The organism is Alcanivorax sp., from assembly GCF_040118815.1.
Classification (GTDB): Bacteria; Pseudomonadota; Gammaproteobacteria; order Pseudomonadales; family Alcanivoracaceae; genus Alcanivorax.
Window position 1 is genome coordinate 46,681 of the sequence record NZ_JBEDTC010000022.1, and the last position, 15,940, is coordinate 62,620.

Genomic DNA, 15,940 nt, shown 5'->3' on the forward strand with positions numbered 1-15,940 from the left:
CTACCTCATTAAATTCTGCCAGACGCAACACATCAGGCGTCCAGCGTCGAGCGTCAAGTCTTCTTCAAAGCCAATGCATTCACCCAGTCCAGCAAACGATTGGCATAACCCCATTCGTTGTCGTACCAGGCCACCACTTGAACCATATCGCCCTGCACCCGGGTCTGGGTTACATCGACGATGGCGGATTCCGGGCGGTGATTAAAATCCGCACTCACCAGCGGGGCGTCATTGTAGCCAATCAGGCCCTCCGACGCTGTTGCCTGTTGGTGCAACCACTGGTTGAGGCTGTCCTCATCCGGTGTCTGTTCCAGCCGCAAGGTCAGCTCTACCATGGCCACATTCAGCGTGGGCACCCGGACAGAGTCCCCGCTGATACGCCCGTTCAGCGCCGGCAACACCTGCTGCACCGCACCGATGGCGCTACTGGTGGTTGGCACAATATTCTGTGCCCCGGCCCGGCCCCTGCGCGGATCCCGGTGGACATGGTCCAGCAGGGTCTGGTCCGAGGTGTAGGCATGAATTTCTTTCATCAGCACCTGCTGGATGCCGTACTGCTGATCCAGCCGTTGCAACAACGGAGCAATGCAGTGCGTAGTGCAAGATCCCGCTGACAGGATCTGGCTATCATCACGAACCTCCTCGTGATTAACGCCATACACCACGATCTGATCCGTTTGATCAAACGGAACAGCGCCGATAATCACCTTTTTCGCACCAGCCTCTAGATGCCGGGAAGCGCCAGCATGGCTGCGAAAATGGCCGGAACACTCCAGCACCAAATCTACCCCGAGATCATCCCAGGGCAGCAGCTCTGGCTTGGGCTGTTGCATCAACATGGGGGCCTGCTTGCCAATACGCAGCATGCCTTCAATCAACTCTGCCGGCTCCGCCAACCGCCCGTGGGTGGTGTCGTAGCGGGTCAGGTAGAGCAGATCTTCCGGCCGGCCCTTGTCGTTAATGGCCGCCAACGTAAACGGCGCCTGCCAACCCGCGCCTTCGCGCTCAGCCAAGGCCCGCACAAAAGAGCGACCGATACGACCATAGCCATTGATAGCAATTCTCATCGCTGGCTCCGCCCACGCAGCACGCAACACGCCAGCACGCGGTGCACTGCTTTACCGTGTTGCGTGCAGCGTGCTGCGTGATGCATTAAAGCAACGACTCCACGGCCTGCTGGACTGCCTCGGCGGTGATATTAAAGTGTTTGAACAGGTCACCCGCAGGCGCTGAGGCGCCGAAGCTGGTCATGCCCACGACCTTGCCGTCCAGGCCCACGAAGCGATACCAGTAATCCGCAATCGCCGCTTCCACCGCGACACGAGCACGCACATCGCTGGGCAGCACGCTGTCCTGATAGCCCTTGTCCTGGGCCAGGAATTCTTCCACACAAGGCATGGAGACCACGCGAATGTTCTTGCCGGTGAGCGCCTGAGCCGCGCTTACCGCCAGCTCCACTTCGGAACCGGTGGCAATGATAATTGCATCCGGGGTGCCTTCACCGGTCTGCAGCAGGGTGTAGCCACCCTTCTCCACATCAGACAACTGTCCATTGCCGCGTTCCATGCAAGGCAGCCCCTGGCGGGAGAAGATCAGCGCCGATGGGCCATCCTGGCGTTGCACCGCTTTTTTCCAGGACACCGCGGATTCCACCGTGTCACAGGGGCGCCAGGTGCGCATGTTCGGGGTCAGGCGCAGGTTCGCCAGCTGTTCGACGGGCTGGTGGGTCGGGCCATCTTCGCCCAAGCCAATGGAGTCATGGGTGTAAACCAGAATGTTCGGCTGATGCATCAGCGCCGCCATGCGCACCGCGTTACGGGCGTATTCCATAAATACCAGGAAGGTACCGCCGTAGGGGCGCAAGCCACCGTGCAGGCACAGGCCATTCTGGATGGCGGTCATACCGAATTCGCGCACACCGTAGTGAATGTAGTTACCGCTGGCATCGTCAGCAGTGATCGACTTGCAGCCCTTCCAGATGGTGTTGTTGGAGCCGGCCAAGTCGGCGGAGCCGCCGGCCAGTTCCGGCAACAGCGGGCCGAAAGCGTCCAGAGTATTCTGGCTCGCCTTGCGGGTGGCAACCTTGTCGCCTTTTTCCTGGCACTCTCGGATATAGGCATCAGCCTTATCAGCAAAATCCGCTGGCAGCTCGCCTGCCTGGCGACGCAGGAATTCTGCCGCCAGCTCCGGGTACGCCGCCTGATACGCATCAAAGCGCTGCTGCCATTCGGCCTGGGCCTTGGCCCCGGCATCTTTGGCATCCCAGGCATCCTTGATGTCCGCCGGAATCTCGAACGGGCCATGCTCCCAGCCCAGCGCTTTGCGGGTTAGGGTAATTTCATCTTCGCCCAGGGCTGCGCCGTGGGAATCTTCCTTGCCCTGCTTGTTGGGGCTGCCGAAACCGATAATGGTCTTGCAGCAAATCAAGGTGGGCTGATCGGTATTGGCGCGGGCATTTTCCACCGCCACGGTGATCTCTTCCGGGTTGTGGCCATCCACATTGGGAATCACTTGCCAGCCGTAGGCGCGGAAGCGCTCCACGGTGTCGTCGGTGAACCAGCCTTCCACTTCACCATCGATAGAAATGCCGTTGTCGTCATAGAAGGCCACCAGCTTGCCCAGGCCCAGAGTGCCGGCCAGGGATGCCACTTCGTGAGAAATGCCTTCCATCATGCAGCCATCACCCAGGAAGCAATAGGTGTTGTGGTCCACCACGGTGTGCCCTTCACGGTTGAACTGGCCCGCCAGCATTTTCTCGGCCAGCGCCATGCCCACCGCATTGGCCAGGCCCTGACCCAGCGGGCCAGTAGTGGTTTCAATGCCCGGCGCATCACCGTATTCCGGGTGCCCGGCAGTGGCACTGCCCAGCTGACGGAAATTCTTGATGTCATCCAGGCTGACACCGTAACCGGTCAGGTGCAGCAGGCTGTACAGCAGCATGGAGCCGTGGCCGTTGGAGAGTACAAAGCGGTCGCGGTCCGCCCACGTCGGGTCCGCCGGGTTATGCTGCATGAAACCACGCCACAGCACTTCGGCGATATCCGCCATACCCATGGGTGCACCGGGGTGCCCGGAATTGGCTTTCTGTACCGCATCCATGCTCAGGGCACGGATGGCATTAGCGAGATCACGGCTGGCGGGGGCGCTGGGCATGCAGGGCTCCAAAAACTGACTGGTGGCTGAAAAGGGGCGCTATTGTCCCTCAAGGGGGTAATAGCTACAAGCGCAAGCACCCCAGCCCACGCCACCCGCGCCCTGCCCCTAACGGTTTACCTGTAGCGTGGCGCCTGCAGCGGGCTGAGGGAATACGCCAAAATCTATATCAATTTATTTTGATTTAGATTTCAAATCCCTTAAACTCCCGGCCTATGAACTCACAGGCTCCTTATCCAGCGGATGTAACCGACCGCCTGGCGGGCTTTCTCAAAGCCGCCGGGGATCCGTTACGTCTGCAGGTTTTGCAAGCGCTGGGGCAGAACAGCTTCGGCGTGCAGGAGCTGTGCGACATCATGGCCATGAAGCAGTCCGGCATGAGCCACCACTTGAAGGTGCTCACCAATGGCGGATTGGTGGAAAAGCGGCGCGAAGGCAACTCCATCTTCTACCGTCGCCGCCTGCCCCAGGCAGATAACGCCGAGGGCGACGTTCACAGCGCCTTGCTGGACGAGCTGGATGATAGGGTCCTCAACGATGAGGTCGCCGCACGGCTGGAGCAGGTCCAGCAGCAGCGAGCGGAACAGAGCCGGGCCTTTTTTGCCCGCCATGCCGAACAGCATGATGCCCAGCAGGAGCTGATCGCCGAATACGGGCAATATGCCGAACAGGCCTGCGAACTGCTGCTGCGCGCCAGCCCGGCGGGAAAACAGGTGCTGGAAATTGGCCCCGGTGACGGGCTGTTCCTGCTGGAGCTGGCCGGGCATTTTGAGCACGTTATCGGCCTGGACAATGCCGAGGCCATGCTCAAGCGGGCTCACAAGGCCGTCGCCGAGCGGTCCAATGTGGAATTGATGCTGGGAGACTGGCCGGAAGCTGCCAGCAGCCTGCCCACCGTCGACGCCGTGGTGCTGAACATGGTGCTCCATCATCTGCCCGCCCCGGCCAGCGCCATCCGCGCAGCGGCGGCACAATTACAAACAGGGGGCACTCTGCTGATCACCGACCTGTGTCGGCATGACCAGCATTGGGCCCACGAGACCTGCGGGGATTTCTGGCTCGGCTTTGAAGAAGCCGATCTGGTGGATTGGGCCGGGCGCGCCGGCCTGGAATTGCAGGAAAGCCAGTTCCTGGCATTACGGAACGGGTTTCAGGTGCAGGTAAGAACCTTCAGGAAAAACGGTAAATAAAAGCGAGAGGCTGCAAGGGACGAGTACCGCCAGTCTTTTCAGGAAGGTCATTCGCGAGTGGCGAGAAACGAGTTTCGAACGCCAAAGGCCCAGCCTTATTTGGTTTTTGCATTTCGCAACTCGTTTCTCGACACTCGAAACTAAAAAATTTCCGCGTTGCGGCGTGATGCATGCGGCGTGAAGCATTAACTACAGGGAGCACTCCAGCAATGAGTGAATATTCCATCTTTACCTCCGAGTCCGTGTCCGAAGGCCATCCGGATAAAATGGCTGACCAGATCTCGGACGCCATTCTGGATGCCATCATCAAAGATGACCCCCACGCCCGCGTGGCGGTGGAGACACTGGTAAAAACTGGCATGGCCGTGGTCGCCGGCGAAGTGCGCACCAACACCTACGTGGAACTGGAAGACATTGTTCGTCAGGTGATCCTGGATATCGGCTACGACAGCTCTGAGAAAGGCTTCGATGGCGCCAGCTGCGCCGTCCTTAACGGCATTGGCAAACAGTCCGCCGATATCGCCATCGGGGTGGACGAAGCCGAAGAGAAAGAAATGGGCGCCGGCGACCAGGGCCTGATGTTCGGCTTCGCCACTGACGAAACCGATACCCTGATGCCAGCTCCGGTGTACTACTCCCACCGTCTGGTGGAACGCCAGGCCGAACTGCGCAAGAACGGCACCCTGCCCTGGTTGCGCCCGGATGCGAAAAGCCAGGTCACCCTGCGTTACGACGACACCGGCAAACCCGTGGCCGTGGATGCGGTAGTGCTATCTACCCAGCACTCCCCGGACATCAAGCTGGCCGACCTGCGCGAAGCGGTGATGGAAGAAATCATCAAACCGGTGCTCCCGGAAGAATGGCTGCACAAGGACACCCTTTATCACGTAAACCCCACCGGGATTTTCGTGATCGGTGGCCCCATGGGCGACTGTGGTCTCACCGGCCGTAAGATCATCGTGGACACCTACGGCGGCATGGCCCGTCACGGTGGCGGCGCCTTTTCCGGCAAGGACCCGTCCAAGGTAGACCGCAGCGCCGCCTACGCCGGTCGTTACGTGGCCAAAAATATTGTGGCGGCGGGCCTGGCCAAAAAATGTGAGATCCAGGTGAGCTATGCCATTGGCGTGGCCGAGCCTACCTCCATTTCAGTCAACACCTTCGGCACCGGCAAAATCAGCGATAACGCCATCGTCGATCTGGTCCGTGAACACTTCGATTTGCGCCCACGCGGCATTATCGAAATGCTCGACCTGCGCAAGCCGATCTATCGCCCGACCGCCAGTTACGGTCACTTTGGTCGCGAAGGCTTCAGCTGGGAAAAAACCGATAAGGCCGCCGAGCTGGCCAAGGTACTTTAACGCGAAGACAGATTTGACCTGCCTTGTGAGGGGCGCTGCAGCGGCATGACCGCGAGGCTCGCAAGGCAGGCATACCCGGATTAACTGCGCCCATTCGTCAAAAACGAATGGAGAACACCATGAACGCAAAAACCGATACCTTTACCGACTATAAAGTCGCCGACATTTCCCTGGCCGCCTACGGCCGCTCGGAAATCCATATTGCCGAAACCGAAATGCCGGCGCTGATCGCCATTCGCGAAAAATACCGTGCCGAGCAGCCGCTAAAAGGTGCCAAGATCATCGGCTGTATCCACATGACCATTCAGACCGCCGTGCTGATCGAAACCTTGGTTGCCCTGGGTGCCGAAGTGCGCTGGTCCAGCTGCAACATCTTCTCCACCCAGGACCATGCCGCTGCCGCCATCGCCGCTGCCGGTGTCCCGGTGTTTGCCTGGAAAGGGGAAACCGAAGAAGAGTACATGTGGTGTATCGAGCAAACCTGTCGCGACGGCAACGGCGACGTATGGGACGCCAACATGATCCTGGATGACGGCGGCGACCTGACCGGCTATATCCACGAAAGCTACCCAGCCATGCTCGACAGCATTCACGGCATCACCGAAGAGACCACCACCGGTGTTCACCGTCTCTACGAAATGCTGAAAAAAGGCACGTTGAAAGTGCCGGCGGTCAACGTCAATGACTCGGTGACCAAGAGCAAGAACGACAACAAATACGGTTGTCGCCATTCTCTGAACGATGCCATTAAACGTGGCACCGACCACCTGCTGTCCGGCAAGAAAGCACTGGTCGTCGGCTACGGTGATGTGGGCAAGGGCTCTGCCCAGTCCCTGCGCCAGGAAGGCATGATTGTGAAAGTCACCGAAGCCGACCCAATCTGTGCCATGCAAGCCTGCATGGACGGCTTCGAAGTGGTCAGCCAGTACAACGATGGCATCAACGACGGCAGCGAAACCTCTATCAACACTGCACTGCTTGGCAACACCGACCTGCTGGTCACCACCACCGGCAACTTCAACGTCTGTGATGCCAATATGCTCAAGGCGATCAAGAAAGGCGCCGTGGTCTGCAACATCGGTCACTTCGATAACGAAGTGGACACCGCCTTCATGCGTGAAACCTGGGAATGGGAAGAAGTGAAACCGCAGGTGCACAAGGTATGGCGCGACAAGGCCGCCGGCGATTTCCTGCTACTGCTCTCCGAAGGCCGCCTGGTCAACCTGGGCAACGCCACCGGCCATCCCAGCCGCATCATGGATGGCTCTTTCGCCAACCAGGTACTGGCGCAGATGTACCTGTTCGATCAAGGCTACGCCAAGCACTCTGATGCCGTGAAAGAAAAAATGCTCAAGGTAGAGGTGCTGCCCAAACAGCTGGACGAAGAAGTGGCCCGCTACATGGTGGAAGGCTTCGGTGGCGTGATCACCAAACTCAGCAAAGAACAGGCCGACTACATCGGCGTAGACGTGAACGGCCCTTATAAGCCTGAGCACTATAAGTATTAAACGCTGGCACGCACCACGCATCATGCAACACGCGTGGTGCGTGAAGCGTGCAGCATGAAGCGAGCTCCCAATGAAACGAATCAGTTTTGAATTTTTTCCGCCGAAAACCGACGCGGGAAAAGAAAAATTACTGGCCACGCAGAAGAAGCTGCAGGTCAAGAATCCGGAATTTTATTCCTGCACCTTTGGTGCCGGCGGCTCCACCCGTGACAACACCCGTGATGCCGTGAACAAGCTGCGCGAACAGCACGCGGATACTGCACCGCACCTGAGCTGTATCGGCCAGAGCCGGGACGAAATTCTCGAGCTGGTGAACGGATATAAAGAAGCGGGCGTCACCCGCATTGTCGCCCTGCGCGGCGACCTGCCTTCTGGCATGGGCTATGCCCAGAGCGAAATCAAATACGCCGACGAACTGGTGCAATTGATCCGTCAGGAAACCGGCGATCATTTCACTCTGGAAGTCGCCGCCTATCCGGAAATGCACCCGCAAGCACGCAGCTTTGAAGACGACATTGCTCACTTCAAGCGCAAAGTCGATGCCGGTGCCAACAGCGGCTTGACCCAGTATTTCTATAACGCCGATGCCTACGGCTATTACATGGATGCGCTACACAAGGCTGGCTGTGACGCCCCCGTCTACCCGGGCATCATGCCAATCCTGAATGTCGCCAACCTGCTGCGTTTCTCCAGCACCTGTGGTGCCGATGTGCCACGCTGGCTGCAAAGCAAGCTCAACGACATCAAGGACGACGATGCGGCCGTCAAAGCCTTTGGCGAAGACGTCGTGACCCGTCTGTGCGAACAGCTACTGGCCATGGGCGCACCGGGACTGCACTTCTACACCATGAACCAGGCTGGCCCGAATCTGCGCATTCTGGATAATCTGGGAATGTAAGAAGAGACGCTGCACGCAACATGCTTCACGCTACAACGCGGGTTAGGGACGTTGCCACACGGTGTCGCCCCTGCCCGCGAAAGGTCAGTTGAAAGTTCAAAGTGAAAAGTTGAAAACGGAAAAACCCGGGGGACCTTCCGGCTTCCCCCTATCCTGTTTTGTAGCTTGTAGGCGTTCCCTTCCAGGGGACGAACCGAGCGAAGCGCGACAACCAAGAGAGGAATTCCCTTTCCGAGGGAAAGCTGACTAGCCGGCATCCCTGATCGCCCGCGCAAGCGCAGTTCGCACCCTAAACGGTGCTCCTACAGCAGCTTCGTAGAAAGCTCGGGGGCAGGTAACGTTTGCGGTTTGCCTGTTCCCATCGAGCGTAGCTCGTAGCTATTCCTTTCCGCTATAAACATTAGCGCATATCGGTATTTTCCCTCCTGCCCGCCCAGCCCTACCCTAACCTAGACACACCATCACGGAGCGTCACCTTCGCACCCGCCACCAGCGGTTTGTCAGGCCGCTCCCCAATCCCGGCCACACCATTCCGGGAGGAGGTCCACTATGCCCGCCCGCGCACTGGCAGATTTTCTCGATAACAACGGCGTGAATTATCACTGCTACAACCACCCGCCCGCCGTTACCGCTTCCGAGGTGGCACAGTCCGCCCATGTTCCCGGTCGGCATATGGCCAAGACCGTGATTGTGGACGTAGATGGCACGCTGGCCATGGCGGTGCTGCCCGCCAATCAATATCTGGACCCGGAAAAATTACGCCTGGCCCTCCATGCCAACCGCGTGGAGCTAGCCGAGGAAGAGGATTTCAAGGATTGCTTCCCACTCTGCGAACCCGGTGGCGAACCCCCGTTCGGGAATTTGTACAACATGAACGTGTATGTGGACGACACCTTACTCAGCGAAGACTGGCTTGCCTTCAATGCCGGCACACACACGGAAGTGATTAAAATGGGCATGGGCGATTTCCTTCGTCTCAGCCAGGCCCAGGCCTGCGCCTTTGCCATGCTTCACTGATTCCCTGCCACCGGTTTCCCCTTTCCCCGCCTTCCCGGCGGGGCTTTCTTTGTTCTTCTGGCCATAGAAGCCAACATCTCCACCTGTTCTGTAGGAGCGGTGGTTCCACCGCGATGCCACTGTCATCGTTCGTTCGTGCCACCGTGGTATGCTAAAGCGAAATGATTGATGGAATGATGGAAGGACACGCATGCCCTCTCGCACCCCGCAGCACCCGCTTCGCCGCACCAAGATTGTTGCCACCGTTGGCCCCGCTTCTGCACCGGAACCCATGCTCGACACCCTGATTGGTGCCGGCGTGAATGTATTTCGGCTGAATTTTTCCCATGGCACGGCAGATACCCACCGCGATACCGCCGACAAGATTCGCCGGTGCGCCGAGCTACGCGGCGAACACGTGGCGATTCTGGCGGACCTGCAGGGGCCGAAAATCCGTATTGGCTGCTTCCGCGACGGCCCCATCATGCTCACCGCCGGGCAACCCTTTACCCTGGATACCGCCCTGCCGGATGACGCTGGCGATGCTGAACAGGTCGGCGTCAGCTACCCGCCGCTGCCCACCGATTGTCAGACCGGGGACATTCTGCTACTCAATGACGGCCTGCTCGAACTGGAAGTCAACGCCATCCACGGCACTCGCGTGGAATGCACCGTGCGGGTGGGCGGCGAGCTGTCTGACCACAAGGGCGTGAACCGCAAAGGCGGCGGCCTCAGTGCCCGCGCCCTCACCGAAAAGGATCTGGCCGACATTCTCACCGCCGCCGACATGGATGTGGACTTCCTCGCCCTGTCCTTCCCTCGCGATGCCGACGATGTGGAAGAAGCCCGCCGCCGTTATCAGGCCGCCGGCGGCAAAGGGGGCATCATTGCCAAAATTGAGCGTGCAGAAGCGGTGGCCGATGACGACACCCTGGACGCTATTATTGTGGCCTCAGACGGCGTCATGGTGGCCCGCGGCGATCTGGCGGTAGAAATTGGCGATGCGGAACTGGTCGGCGTGCAGAAGCACATTATCCGCCGAGCCCGGGCGTTGAACCGTTTCGTCATCACCGCCACCCAGATGATGGAATCCATGATCCACAGCCCACAGCCGACCCGTGCCGAAGTCTCCGACGTGGCCAACGCGGTACTGGACGGCACCGATGCCGTCATGTTGTCCGCAGAAACCGCCGTAGGGGATTTCCCCAAAGAAACCGTACAGGCCATGGACCGCATCATCCTCGGCGCCGAACGTACCTGGCAGGAACGCCGCAGCGACCGACCCATCAACGAGAGCGCAGATAACATTGATGAAGTTATCGCCATGGCCGCCATGCAAGCCGCCAACCGGCTAAGCAACGTAGCGGCAATTATCGCCATGACAGAAACCGGTAACACACCGCGGCTGATGTCACGGCTACGTTCCGGCATGCCCATCTATGCCTTTACGCCCTACCCTTCAAGCCAACGACGGGTGGCCATTCTACGCGGCGTTCACGCCATTCCTTTCGACAGCCACGCCCTGGCCAGCGACACCGTCAACCGCCAGGCCGTGAGCATGCTCCAGGACATGGGCGTAGTGCAGACTGGCGACCGGGTCCTTATCACCAAGGGTAACTATGACGACGCCCACGGCGGCACCAACACACTGAAAATCGTAGAAGTAGGCAGCAACATTCAATAGGGGTGACGCTCTTCTTAACGCGTAGTCAGCCAGCGGTTTTATTTGTTGCCCTGCTCGCATAACCCAGCCGGCAAGACGCTTGACGCCAGTTGCTCGACGAAAAACAGAACCTGCAACCCTGCAGGTTTTTCAGGTCAAGCATCTGGCGCCCATACGCCAGCATTTAAATAACATTCCTACACCATTCCCATACGCAAAAAGACGCCAATAACGGGGTGCCCGTTCTAGACTGAAATAAAACAGTCTCCGTAAGGCGTATAACAATGAAAATCGGTCTGGTTGTGGATTCAGGTTGTGACCTGCCCAAAGACTTTATTGATGCCAATAACATTCTCGTGATGCCGGTCCCCATCCGCATCGGCAAGGAAATTTTCGTGGATGACCGGGACCCGCAGCGGGCACGGGAATTCTATGCCCGTCACGAAATCGACAAAACCCACGACGCAGAAACCGCCCCGCCCTCAGTAGAACAGATCCGCACCCTGTTACTGGACCATGCCGTGGGCGAATTCGATTACGCCTTGGTACAAACCGTTCCCAAGAGCCGCAGCCCCATTTACGACAACGCCACCGAAGCCGCCCACGCCATACTGTCCGGCTACAAAAAAGTCCGTGAGGCCGCCGGCCGGGAAGGGCCCTTCCGCATTCGTGTCAGCGACAGCCAGACGCTGTTTGCCGCCCAAGGCGTTCTTGCCGCTGAAACCATGCGCCTGATTAATGCCGGCACCAAAATTGGCGACATTCGCCAGCGCATCAGCGACCTTACCCCCAAGACCACCGGCTATGCGGTGGTGCCAGACCTTTACTACGTGCACAAACGCGCCCGTAAAAAAGGAGACAAAAGCGTTGGTTTTGTCGGTGCGCTGATGGGCTCCGCCCTGGACATCAAACCGATCCTCTGCGCTCGCCGGGACCAGACCTTTCCCGTCGCCAAGGTGCGCGGCTTTGAAAGCGCCGTGGAAAAAATGTTTGCTCACGCCTGCCAATGCGTGGAAGACGGCCTGCTGACCCCGATTGTCTGCGTCAGTTACGCCGGCGACCCGGATGCCGCCTTCCAAATGCCCGGTTTCAACGCCCTGAAAGCCGCTACCGAGAAACACGATGTACAGTTGCTGGTCAGCCATATGGGGCTCACCGGCGGCGTAAATATCGGCCCCGGCGCCATCAGCGTGGGGTTTATCACCGACCAGGAAAACTTCCAATAATCTCCGATTGCCAACCAATTGGCCTCACAGGCCCCTTGCCCCTTTTTTCCCAATACAAAAACGCTAGTATGGGCAGCGCACCGTGCACCAATAATGACGCTGGACAGAATGCAAAATAATCCCGGCGCAGGCACACAAAAGCACGATTGCCTCATTGGCTAACGGGAGAGAACAATGCAAATCGGTCTGGTGGTCGACGCAACGTGCGACCTGCCAAAACACTATATTGATCAACATCAGATACAGGTCCTGCCCATTTCCATCCGCATCGGTGATACCGTGTTTGTGGATAATCGCGACCCACAGCAACGCCAGAACTTTTACGCCGACAACCGGCTGGATAAAGGCCAGGACGCCGAATCCGTCCCGCTGGATACTGACGCCTTCCGCCAGTTCTTTCTCGACAGGATCGTCAGCCGTTACGACTACGCGCTGGTACAAACGCTGCCCGCCAGCCGCAGTCCCATGTTCAACAACGCTACCCGCGCATCCCATGGCATCTTGCGCGACTACAAAGCCGTGCGTACACAAGCCGGCGTTGAAGGGCCCTTTGCCTTGCGGGTTACCGATAGCCAGACCCTGTTCTGCGGCCAGGCGGTGCTGGCCGCCGCCACCATCAACATGATTCGCAAGGGCATGCGCATTAGCGACGTCCGCAATCGGGTAAACGCGCTGATTCCGCTCACCAGCAACTACTCTGTCGTCGATGATCTTTACTACGTACAGAAACGGGCACGCAAAAAAGGCGACAAAAGCGTCAGCTGGCTAAGTGCGAAATTGGGCAGCACCCTGGATATCAAACCTATCCTGTGCGCGCGGGCAGGCGAATCGTTTCCGGCGGACAAAGTGCGAGGTTACCCAGCCGCTGTGGAAAAAATGTTCAAGCATACCTGTGACTGCATTCGCCAAGGCCTGCTGGAACCGGTTGTCTGTGTCAGCTATGCCGGCGACGAAAACCGTATTGCCGAACTACCCGGGTTCCGCGAATTAAAAGTGTGCGCCAAACAACATGATGTGGAACTGCTCAGCACCGGCATGAGCCTCACCGGCGGCGTCAATCTTGGCCCTGGCGCGGTCAATGTGGGCTTTATCAGCGAGACCACCACGTTCTCCTGACATCCGGGCTCCGCCGCTGGCGGCACAGGCAATACAGACCTGCCTGTGCCGCCACGCCCCTCACTTTCTCACTTGTAAAATTCTCTCCCAACGCTTTCTCAAGCGCCGCCCGAAGACGGCTTTTCGGCAACAGTCTTCCTTCTGTATTGCTGGCATAGTAGCGCCTGAATTGAAGGAGGAACCATGTCTGATTCCATTAGTACCTTGAAAAACAAGGGCTTGCCCGCCGATGCACTGGCCTTTATCGAGTCCCTGCCCGCTGACCAGGCCAGCAAACTGGCGGACACCCTGCTCGCCGCACTCCAAACCAAAGACGCCCGCGTGGAAAAGGCCATGAGTAATGCCTTGAACGTGGTGCCCGGGCCTTTCCGCCGTCCGGTCAAAAAAATGTTGTTCGGTTAAGTCCGCAGGAGACAGATCATGCATATTGAAACCCAGGCCGAGCTACTCAAGCTGAGCCGTCTGCTGGAAACCGATGAAGCCGACATGGCCTTTTTGGACGGCCAGAACCTGAATGCCCTGGCCGCGTTCCGTAACAGCGTTTCCAGTTTTTTCTATGAACAGCACCAGGACAGCTACCAGCGTCTGGCCGGTATCAGCAAGCTGGTGCCCACCGGTGCCAGCGCCAAACTGGCGACCACCGTGCTTGGCTCTGTGCTGGCCGCGGGCATTGCCTCTGAACTGCCCGCCGAGCGTGCCATCAAACTGGCTGACAAGCTGCCCGACGATTTTCTTGCCAAGCTGTGCATCCATTTGGAGCCGACCTACTCCCGCCCCTTGCTGGCCGCCATGCCAGACAAGATTGTCGCCACCGTTGCCAAAGCGCTACTGGCCATGAATGAGCACATCACCCTGGCCCGCTTTGTCGCCGTGATTCAGCCATCTGCCCTGAAGGCCGTCACCAGCACTGTTAATGACGGTGAAGCCATGGTGAAAATCGCGCTGTATCTGGAAGACAAAAGCAAACTCGACACCCTGCTTGGGCTACTCAGCGAGACCCAGCAACGGGCCACCCTGAAAGCCGCCACGGACCATGAGCTGTGGCCCGCCGTACTGTCATTGAATGGCCACCTGAACACCCAGCTCCGCGGCCAGATGGGCAACCTGGTGGCCGAACAGGGCGAAACGGTACTGAGCCGTATCATTGAAGTCGCCAGTGACCAGCAGCTGTGGACCAACCTGCTGCAAGCAGTGAATGCCATGGACAATACCCATCAGCAGGCCGTGGTCAATGTGGCCAAGCTGCGCGAAGAGCACATCATGGAAAGCCTGATCACCACTGTGGCTGAAGAAAGCAGCTGGGATGAATTGCTGCCGCTGCTGCCGCTACTCGACCATGCTCACCTGACCCCGGCACTGGACGTGCTCACCGAACGCCAACCCCAGACGCTGGACCAGGCACTGACCCAGGCCCACGACAGCAACCTGCTGGGTCTGTTCGGGCACTTGCCGGAAGGAGAAGAGTCGCGCGTTGCCAAGGCACTAAAAAGCCACGCCACGGATAGCTGGCAGGCATTCGTTGCGCGCAACAGCGATGCCCAGGAAATCGCCTCACTGCAAGCCCAGTTGGGCTGAGAGACGTTAGCTGCGAGGCCGGGTTGCGGTTACCCCGCACCCGGCCCCGACGACGATCACAAGCGACTTGCCGGATACCGGGGCAAATTATCATTGATGGTCCACCAGCTACAGGCTGAATCCACGTAACAGCGAAACGCCGGCCGAGTCACCAACGGCTCATTCAACAACCCCGCCGCAAAACAACTTCCTGCGTACATATTCATTCCATTCCAGTTAAGAGTTCAAAGTGTAAAGTTGAAAAGCGCGAGTAAGGGCGTGCGAAACTGATCGCTCCTGCTCGCGATTCTGTTCCCCAATCTCGGCGCCAAGCTTTATAGGCTGGCTACGTAAACAGATCGAGTTTCAGCTTTACACTTTGAACTTTTAACTCACCGCTCAACCCGCCATATGCTCCACCAAAAAATCCACGAACTGGCGCACCTTGGGTGACAGATGTCGGTGGCGGGGATAGACCACCCAGACCGCTGTGTGAGTGCAGGCATACTGATCCAGCACCGACACCAACTGCCCTCGAGTCAGATCTTCTTTCACATAATAATCCGGCAATTGCGCCAACCCGATGCCCTTGCGGGCCGCATCCAACAAAGCCGCCCCGGAATTACCTTTCCAGTTTCCCTGCACCTTGCTGTGACGATGCTGACCCTCCACATCAAAAGTCCACTGCTCCGACGAGCCCTGCAGGCAGTTATGGCCACTCAACTCCCCCAGCGTATGCGGGCGAGCATGGCGGGCAAAATAGTCCGGCGAGCCCACCACATATTCCTGCCGCGGACAGAGCTTGCGGGCAATCAGGGATGAATCCGGTAAGGCACCGGTGCGAATAGCCACATCGAAACCTTCATCTACGATGTCCACCCGCCGGTTGGTGAAATCCAGCTGCACGGATAACTGCGGGTGCAACGCCAGAAAGTCATTCACCAACGGCGCGATAAAACGCTCCCCAAAGGTGGTGGCACAGGTCAGCCGCAACACCCCGGTAGGCTGTTGCTGGAAATCACTGATCGCATTCAGCGCCTCCTGAAAACCATCAAAAAGCTGGCAGCAATGCTCGAAGTAGACCGTGCCCGCATCGGTGAGAGTTAACCGCCGGGTCGTACGATACAAAAGCTGCGTCCCCAGCTGGGTTTCCAGCCGCGCCACCAGCCGACTGACATGGGAGCTGGACACGCCCAAATGCCGGGCGGCCCGTGCAAATGAACCGCCACGCACCACTTCCACAAAGGCCTCAATCCGATCCCAATGCTGCATTGT

General features: G+C 58.5%; 13 protein-coding genes and 1 riboswitch. Of the genes, 10 read left to right on the forward strand and 3 right to left on the reverse strand.

Annotation, left to right across the window (positions count from 1 at the left end; translation table 11 throughout):
- Nucleotides 1-53: 53 nt before the first annotated feature.
- Both ABNH18_RS16280 and tkt read right to left on the reverse strand, forming a co-directional pair.
- Complete coding sequence (locus tag ABNH18_RS16280; protein ID WP_349383843.1) at nucleotides 54-1,067, reverse strand: type I glyceraldehyde-3-phosphate dehydrogenase; 1,014 nt, start codon at nucleotides 1,065-1,067, stop codon at nucleotides 54-56.
- 85 nt (nucleotides 1,068-1,152) lie between these two features.
- Nucleotides 1,153-3,153 carry a transketolase gene (tkt, locus tag ABNH18_RS16285; RefSeq protein ID WP_349383844.1) on the reverse strand — a complete coding sequence of 667 codons (2,001 nt, stop codon included), beginning with the start codon at nucleotides 3,151-3,153 and terminating at the stop codon, nucleotides 1,153-1,155.
- A gap of 215 nt (nucleotides 3,154-3,368) precedes the next feature.
- Here tkt and ABNH18_RS16290 point away from each other — a divergent pair, with 215 nt between their 5' ends.
- The 10 genes from ABNH18_RS16290 (at nucleotide 3,369) to ABNH18_RS16335 (ending at nucleotide 14,686) form a co-directional block, all read left to right on the forward strand.
- Entirely contained in the window at nucleotides 3,369-4,343 is a 975-nt protein-coding gene (locus ABNH18_RS16290; RefSeq protein ID WP_349383845.1) for an ArsR/SmtB family transcription factor, read from the forward strand.
- Between the two features lie 209 nt (nucleotides 4,344-4,552).
- Nucleotides 4,553-5,704: a methionine adenosyltransferase gene (gene metK / locus ABNH18_RS16295; RefSeq protein ID WP_349383846.1), complete on the forward strand. Its 1,152-nt coding sequence runs from the start codon at nucleotides 4,553-4,555 to the stop codon at nucleotides 5,702-5,704.
- Between the two features lie 21 nt (nucleotides 5,705-5,725).
- Nucleotides 5,726-5,803: riboswitch (S-adenosyl-L-homocysteine riboswitch) on the forward strand.
- Nucleotides 5,804-5,823: 20 nt separating this feature from the next.
- The gene (gene ahcY / locus ABNH18_RS16300) at nucleotides 5,824-7,212 is read left to right on the forward strand and encodes an adenosylhomocysteinase (RefSeq protein WP_349383847.1); all 1,389 of its coding nucleotides are present in this window, start codon (nucleotides 5,824-5,826) and stop codon (nucleotides 7,210-7,212) included.
- Nucleotides 7,213-7,282: 70 nt separating this feature from the next.
- Complete coding sequence (gene metF, locus ABNH18_RS16305; protein WP_349383848.1) at nucleotides 7,283-8,110, forward strand: methylenetetrahydrofolate reductase [NAD(P)H]; 828 nt, start codon at nucleotides 7,283-7,285, stop codon at nucleotides 8,108-8,110.
- Between the two features lie 549 nt (nucleotides 8,111-8,659).
- Nucleotides 8,660-9,127: an aminoacyl-tRNA deacylase gene (locus tag ABNH18_RS16310; RefSeq protein WP_349383849.1), complete on the forward strand. Its 468-nt coding sequence runs from the start codon at nucleotides 8,660-8,662 to the stop codon at nucleotides 9,125-9,127.
- 190 nt (nucleotides 9,128-9,317) lie between these two features.
- Nucleotides 9,318-10,790, forward strand: coding sequence for a pyruvate kinase (gene pyk, locus ABNH18_RS16315; RefSeq protein WP_349383850.1), 1,473 nt, complete (start codon nucleotides 9,318-9,320; stop codon nucleotides 10,788-10,790).
- A gap of 263 nt (nucleotides 10,791-11,053) precedes the next feature.
- The gene (locus ABNH18_RS16320) at nucleotides 11,054-11,995 is read left to right on the forward strand and encodes a DegV family protein (protein ID WP_349383851.1); all 942 of its coding nucleotides are present in this window, start codon (nucleotides 11,054-11,056) and stop codon (nucleotides 11,993-11,995) included.
- A 174-nt stretch (nucleotides 11,996-12,169) separates the two neighbouring features.
- Nucleotides 12,170-13,111 (forward strand): DegV family protein, encoded by a 942-nt coding sequence (locus ABNH18_RS16325; protein ID WP_349383852.1) that lies wholly within the window; start codon nucleotides 12,170-12,172, stop codon nucleotides 13,109-13,111.
- A gap of 183 nt (nucleotides 13,112-13,294) precedes the next feature.
- Complete coding sequence (locus ABNH18_RS16330) at nucleotides 13,295-13,513, forward strand: hypothetical protein (protein ID WP_349383853.1); 219 nt, start codon at nucleotides 13,295-13,297, stop codon at nucleotides 13,511-13,513.
- Between the two features lie 18 nt (nucleotides 13,514-13,531).
- A complete protein-coding gene (locus ABNH18_RS16335) occupies nucleotides 13,532-14,686 on the forward strand; it encodes a hypothetical protein (protein WP_349383854.1) in 1,155 nt (384 codons plus the stop codon).
- 378 nt (nucleotides 14,687-15,064) lie between these two features.
- On the opposite strand, the gene ABNH18_RS16340 is transcribed toward ABNH18_RS16335, so the two are convergent.
- Entirely contained in the window at nucleotides 15,065-15,937 is an 873-nt protein-coding gene (locus ABNH18_RS16340; protein ID WP_349383855.1) for a LysR substrate-binding domain-containing protein, read from the reverse strand.
- Nucleotides 15,938-15,940 lie beyond the last annotated feature (3 nt).

What these genes read in the sequence shown, in the direction of transcription:
- ABNH18_RS16330 (WP_349383853.1), top strand. Translation starts at nt 13,295, where the DNA reads ATGTCTGATTCCATTAGTACCTTGAAAAACAAGGGCTTGCCCGCCGAT.
- ABNH18_RS16335 (WP_349383854.1), top strand. Translation starts at nt 13,532, where the DNA reads ATGCATATTGAAACCCAGGCCGAGCTACTCAAGCTGAGCCGTCTGCTG.
- ahcY (WP_349383847.1), top strand. Translation starts at nt 5,824, where the DNA reads ATGAACGCAAAAACCGATACCTTTACCGACTATAAAGTCGCCGACATT.
- metF (WP_349383848.1), top strand. Translation starts at nt 7,283, where the DNA reads ATGAAACGAATCAGTTTTGAATTTTTTCCGCCGAAAACCGACGCGGGA.
- ABNH18_RS16325 (WP_349383852.1), top strand. Translation starts at nt 12,170, where the DNA reads ATGCAAATCGGTCTGGTGGTCGACGCAACGTGCGACCTGCCAAAACAC.
- ABNH18_RS16310 (WP_349383849.1), top strand. Translation starts at nt 8,660, where the DNA reads ATGCCCGCCCGCGCACTGGCAGATTTTCTCGATAACAACGGCGTGAAT.
- metK (WP_349383846.1), top strand. Translation starts at nt 4,553, where the DNA reads ATGAGTGAATATTCCATCTTTACCTCCGAGTCCGTGTCCGAAGGCCAT.
- tkt (WP_349383844.1), bottom strand. Translation starts at nt 3,153, where the DNA reads ATGCCCAGCGCCCCCGCCAGCCGTGATCTCGCTAATGCCATCCGTGCC.
- ABNH18_RS16320 (WP_349383851.1), top strand. Translation starts at nt 11,054, where the DNA reads ATGAAAATCGGTCTGGTTGTGGATTCAGGTTGTGACCTGCCCAAAGAC.
- ABNH18_RS16340 (WP_349383855.1), bottom strand. Translation starts at nt 15,937, where the DNA reads ATGCAGCATTGGGATCGGATTGAGGCCTTTGTGGAAGTGGTGCGTGGC.
- ABNH18_RS16280 (WP_349383843.1), bottom strand. Translation starts at nt 1,067, where the DNA reads ATGAGAATTGCTATCAATGGCTATGGTCGTATCGGTCGCTCTTTTGTG.
- ABNH18_RS16290 (WP_349383845.1), top strand. Translation starts at nt 3,369, where the DNA reads ATGAACTCACAGGCTCCTTATCCAGCGGATGTAACCGACCGCCTGGCG.
- pyk (WP_349383850.1), top strand. Translation starts at nt 9,318, where the DNA reads ATGCCCTCTCGCACCCCGCAGCACCCGCTTCGCCGCACCAAGATTGTT.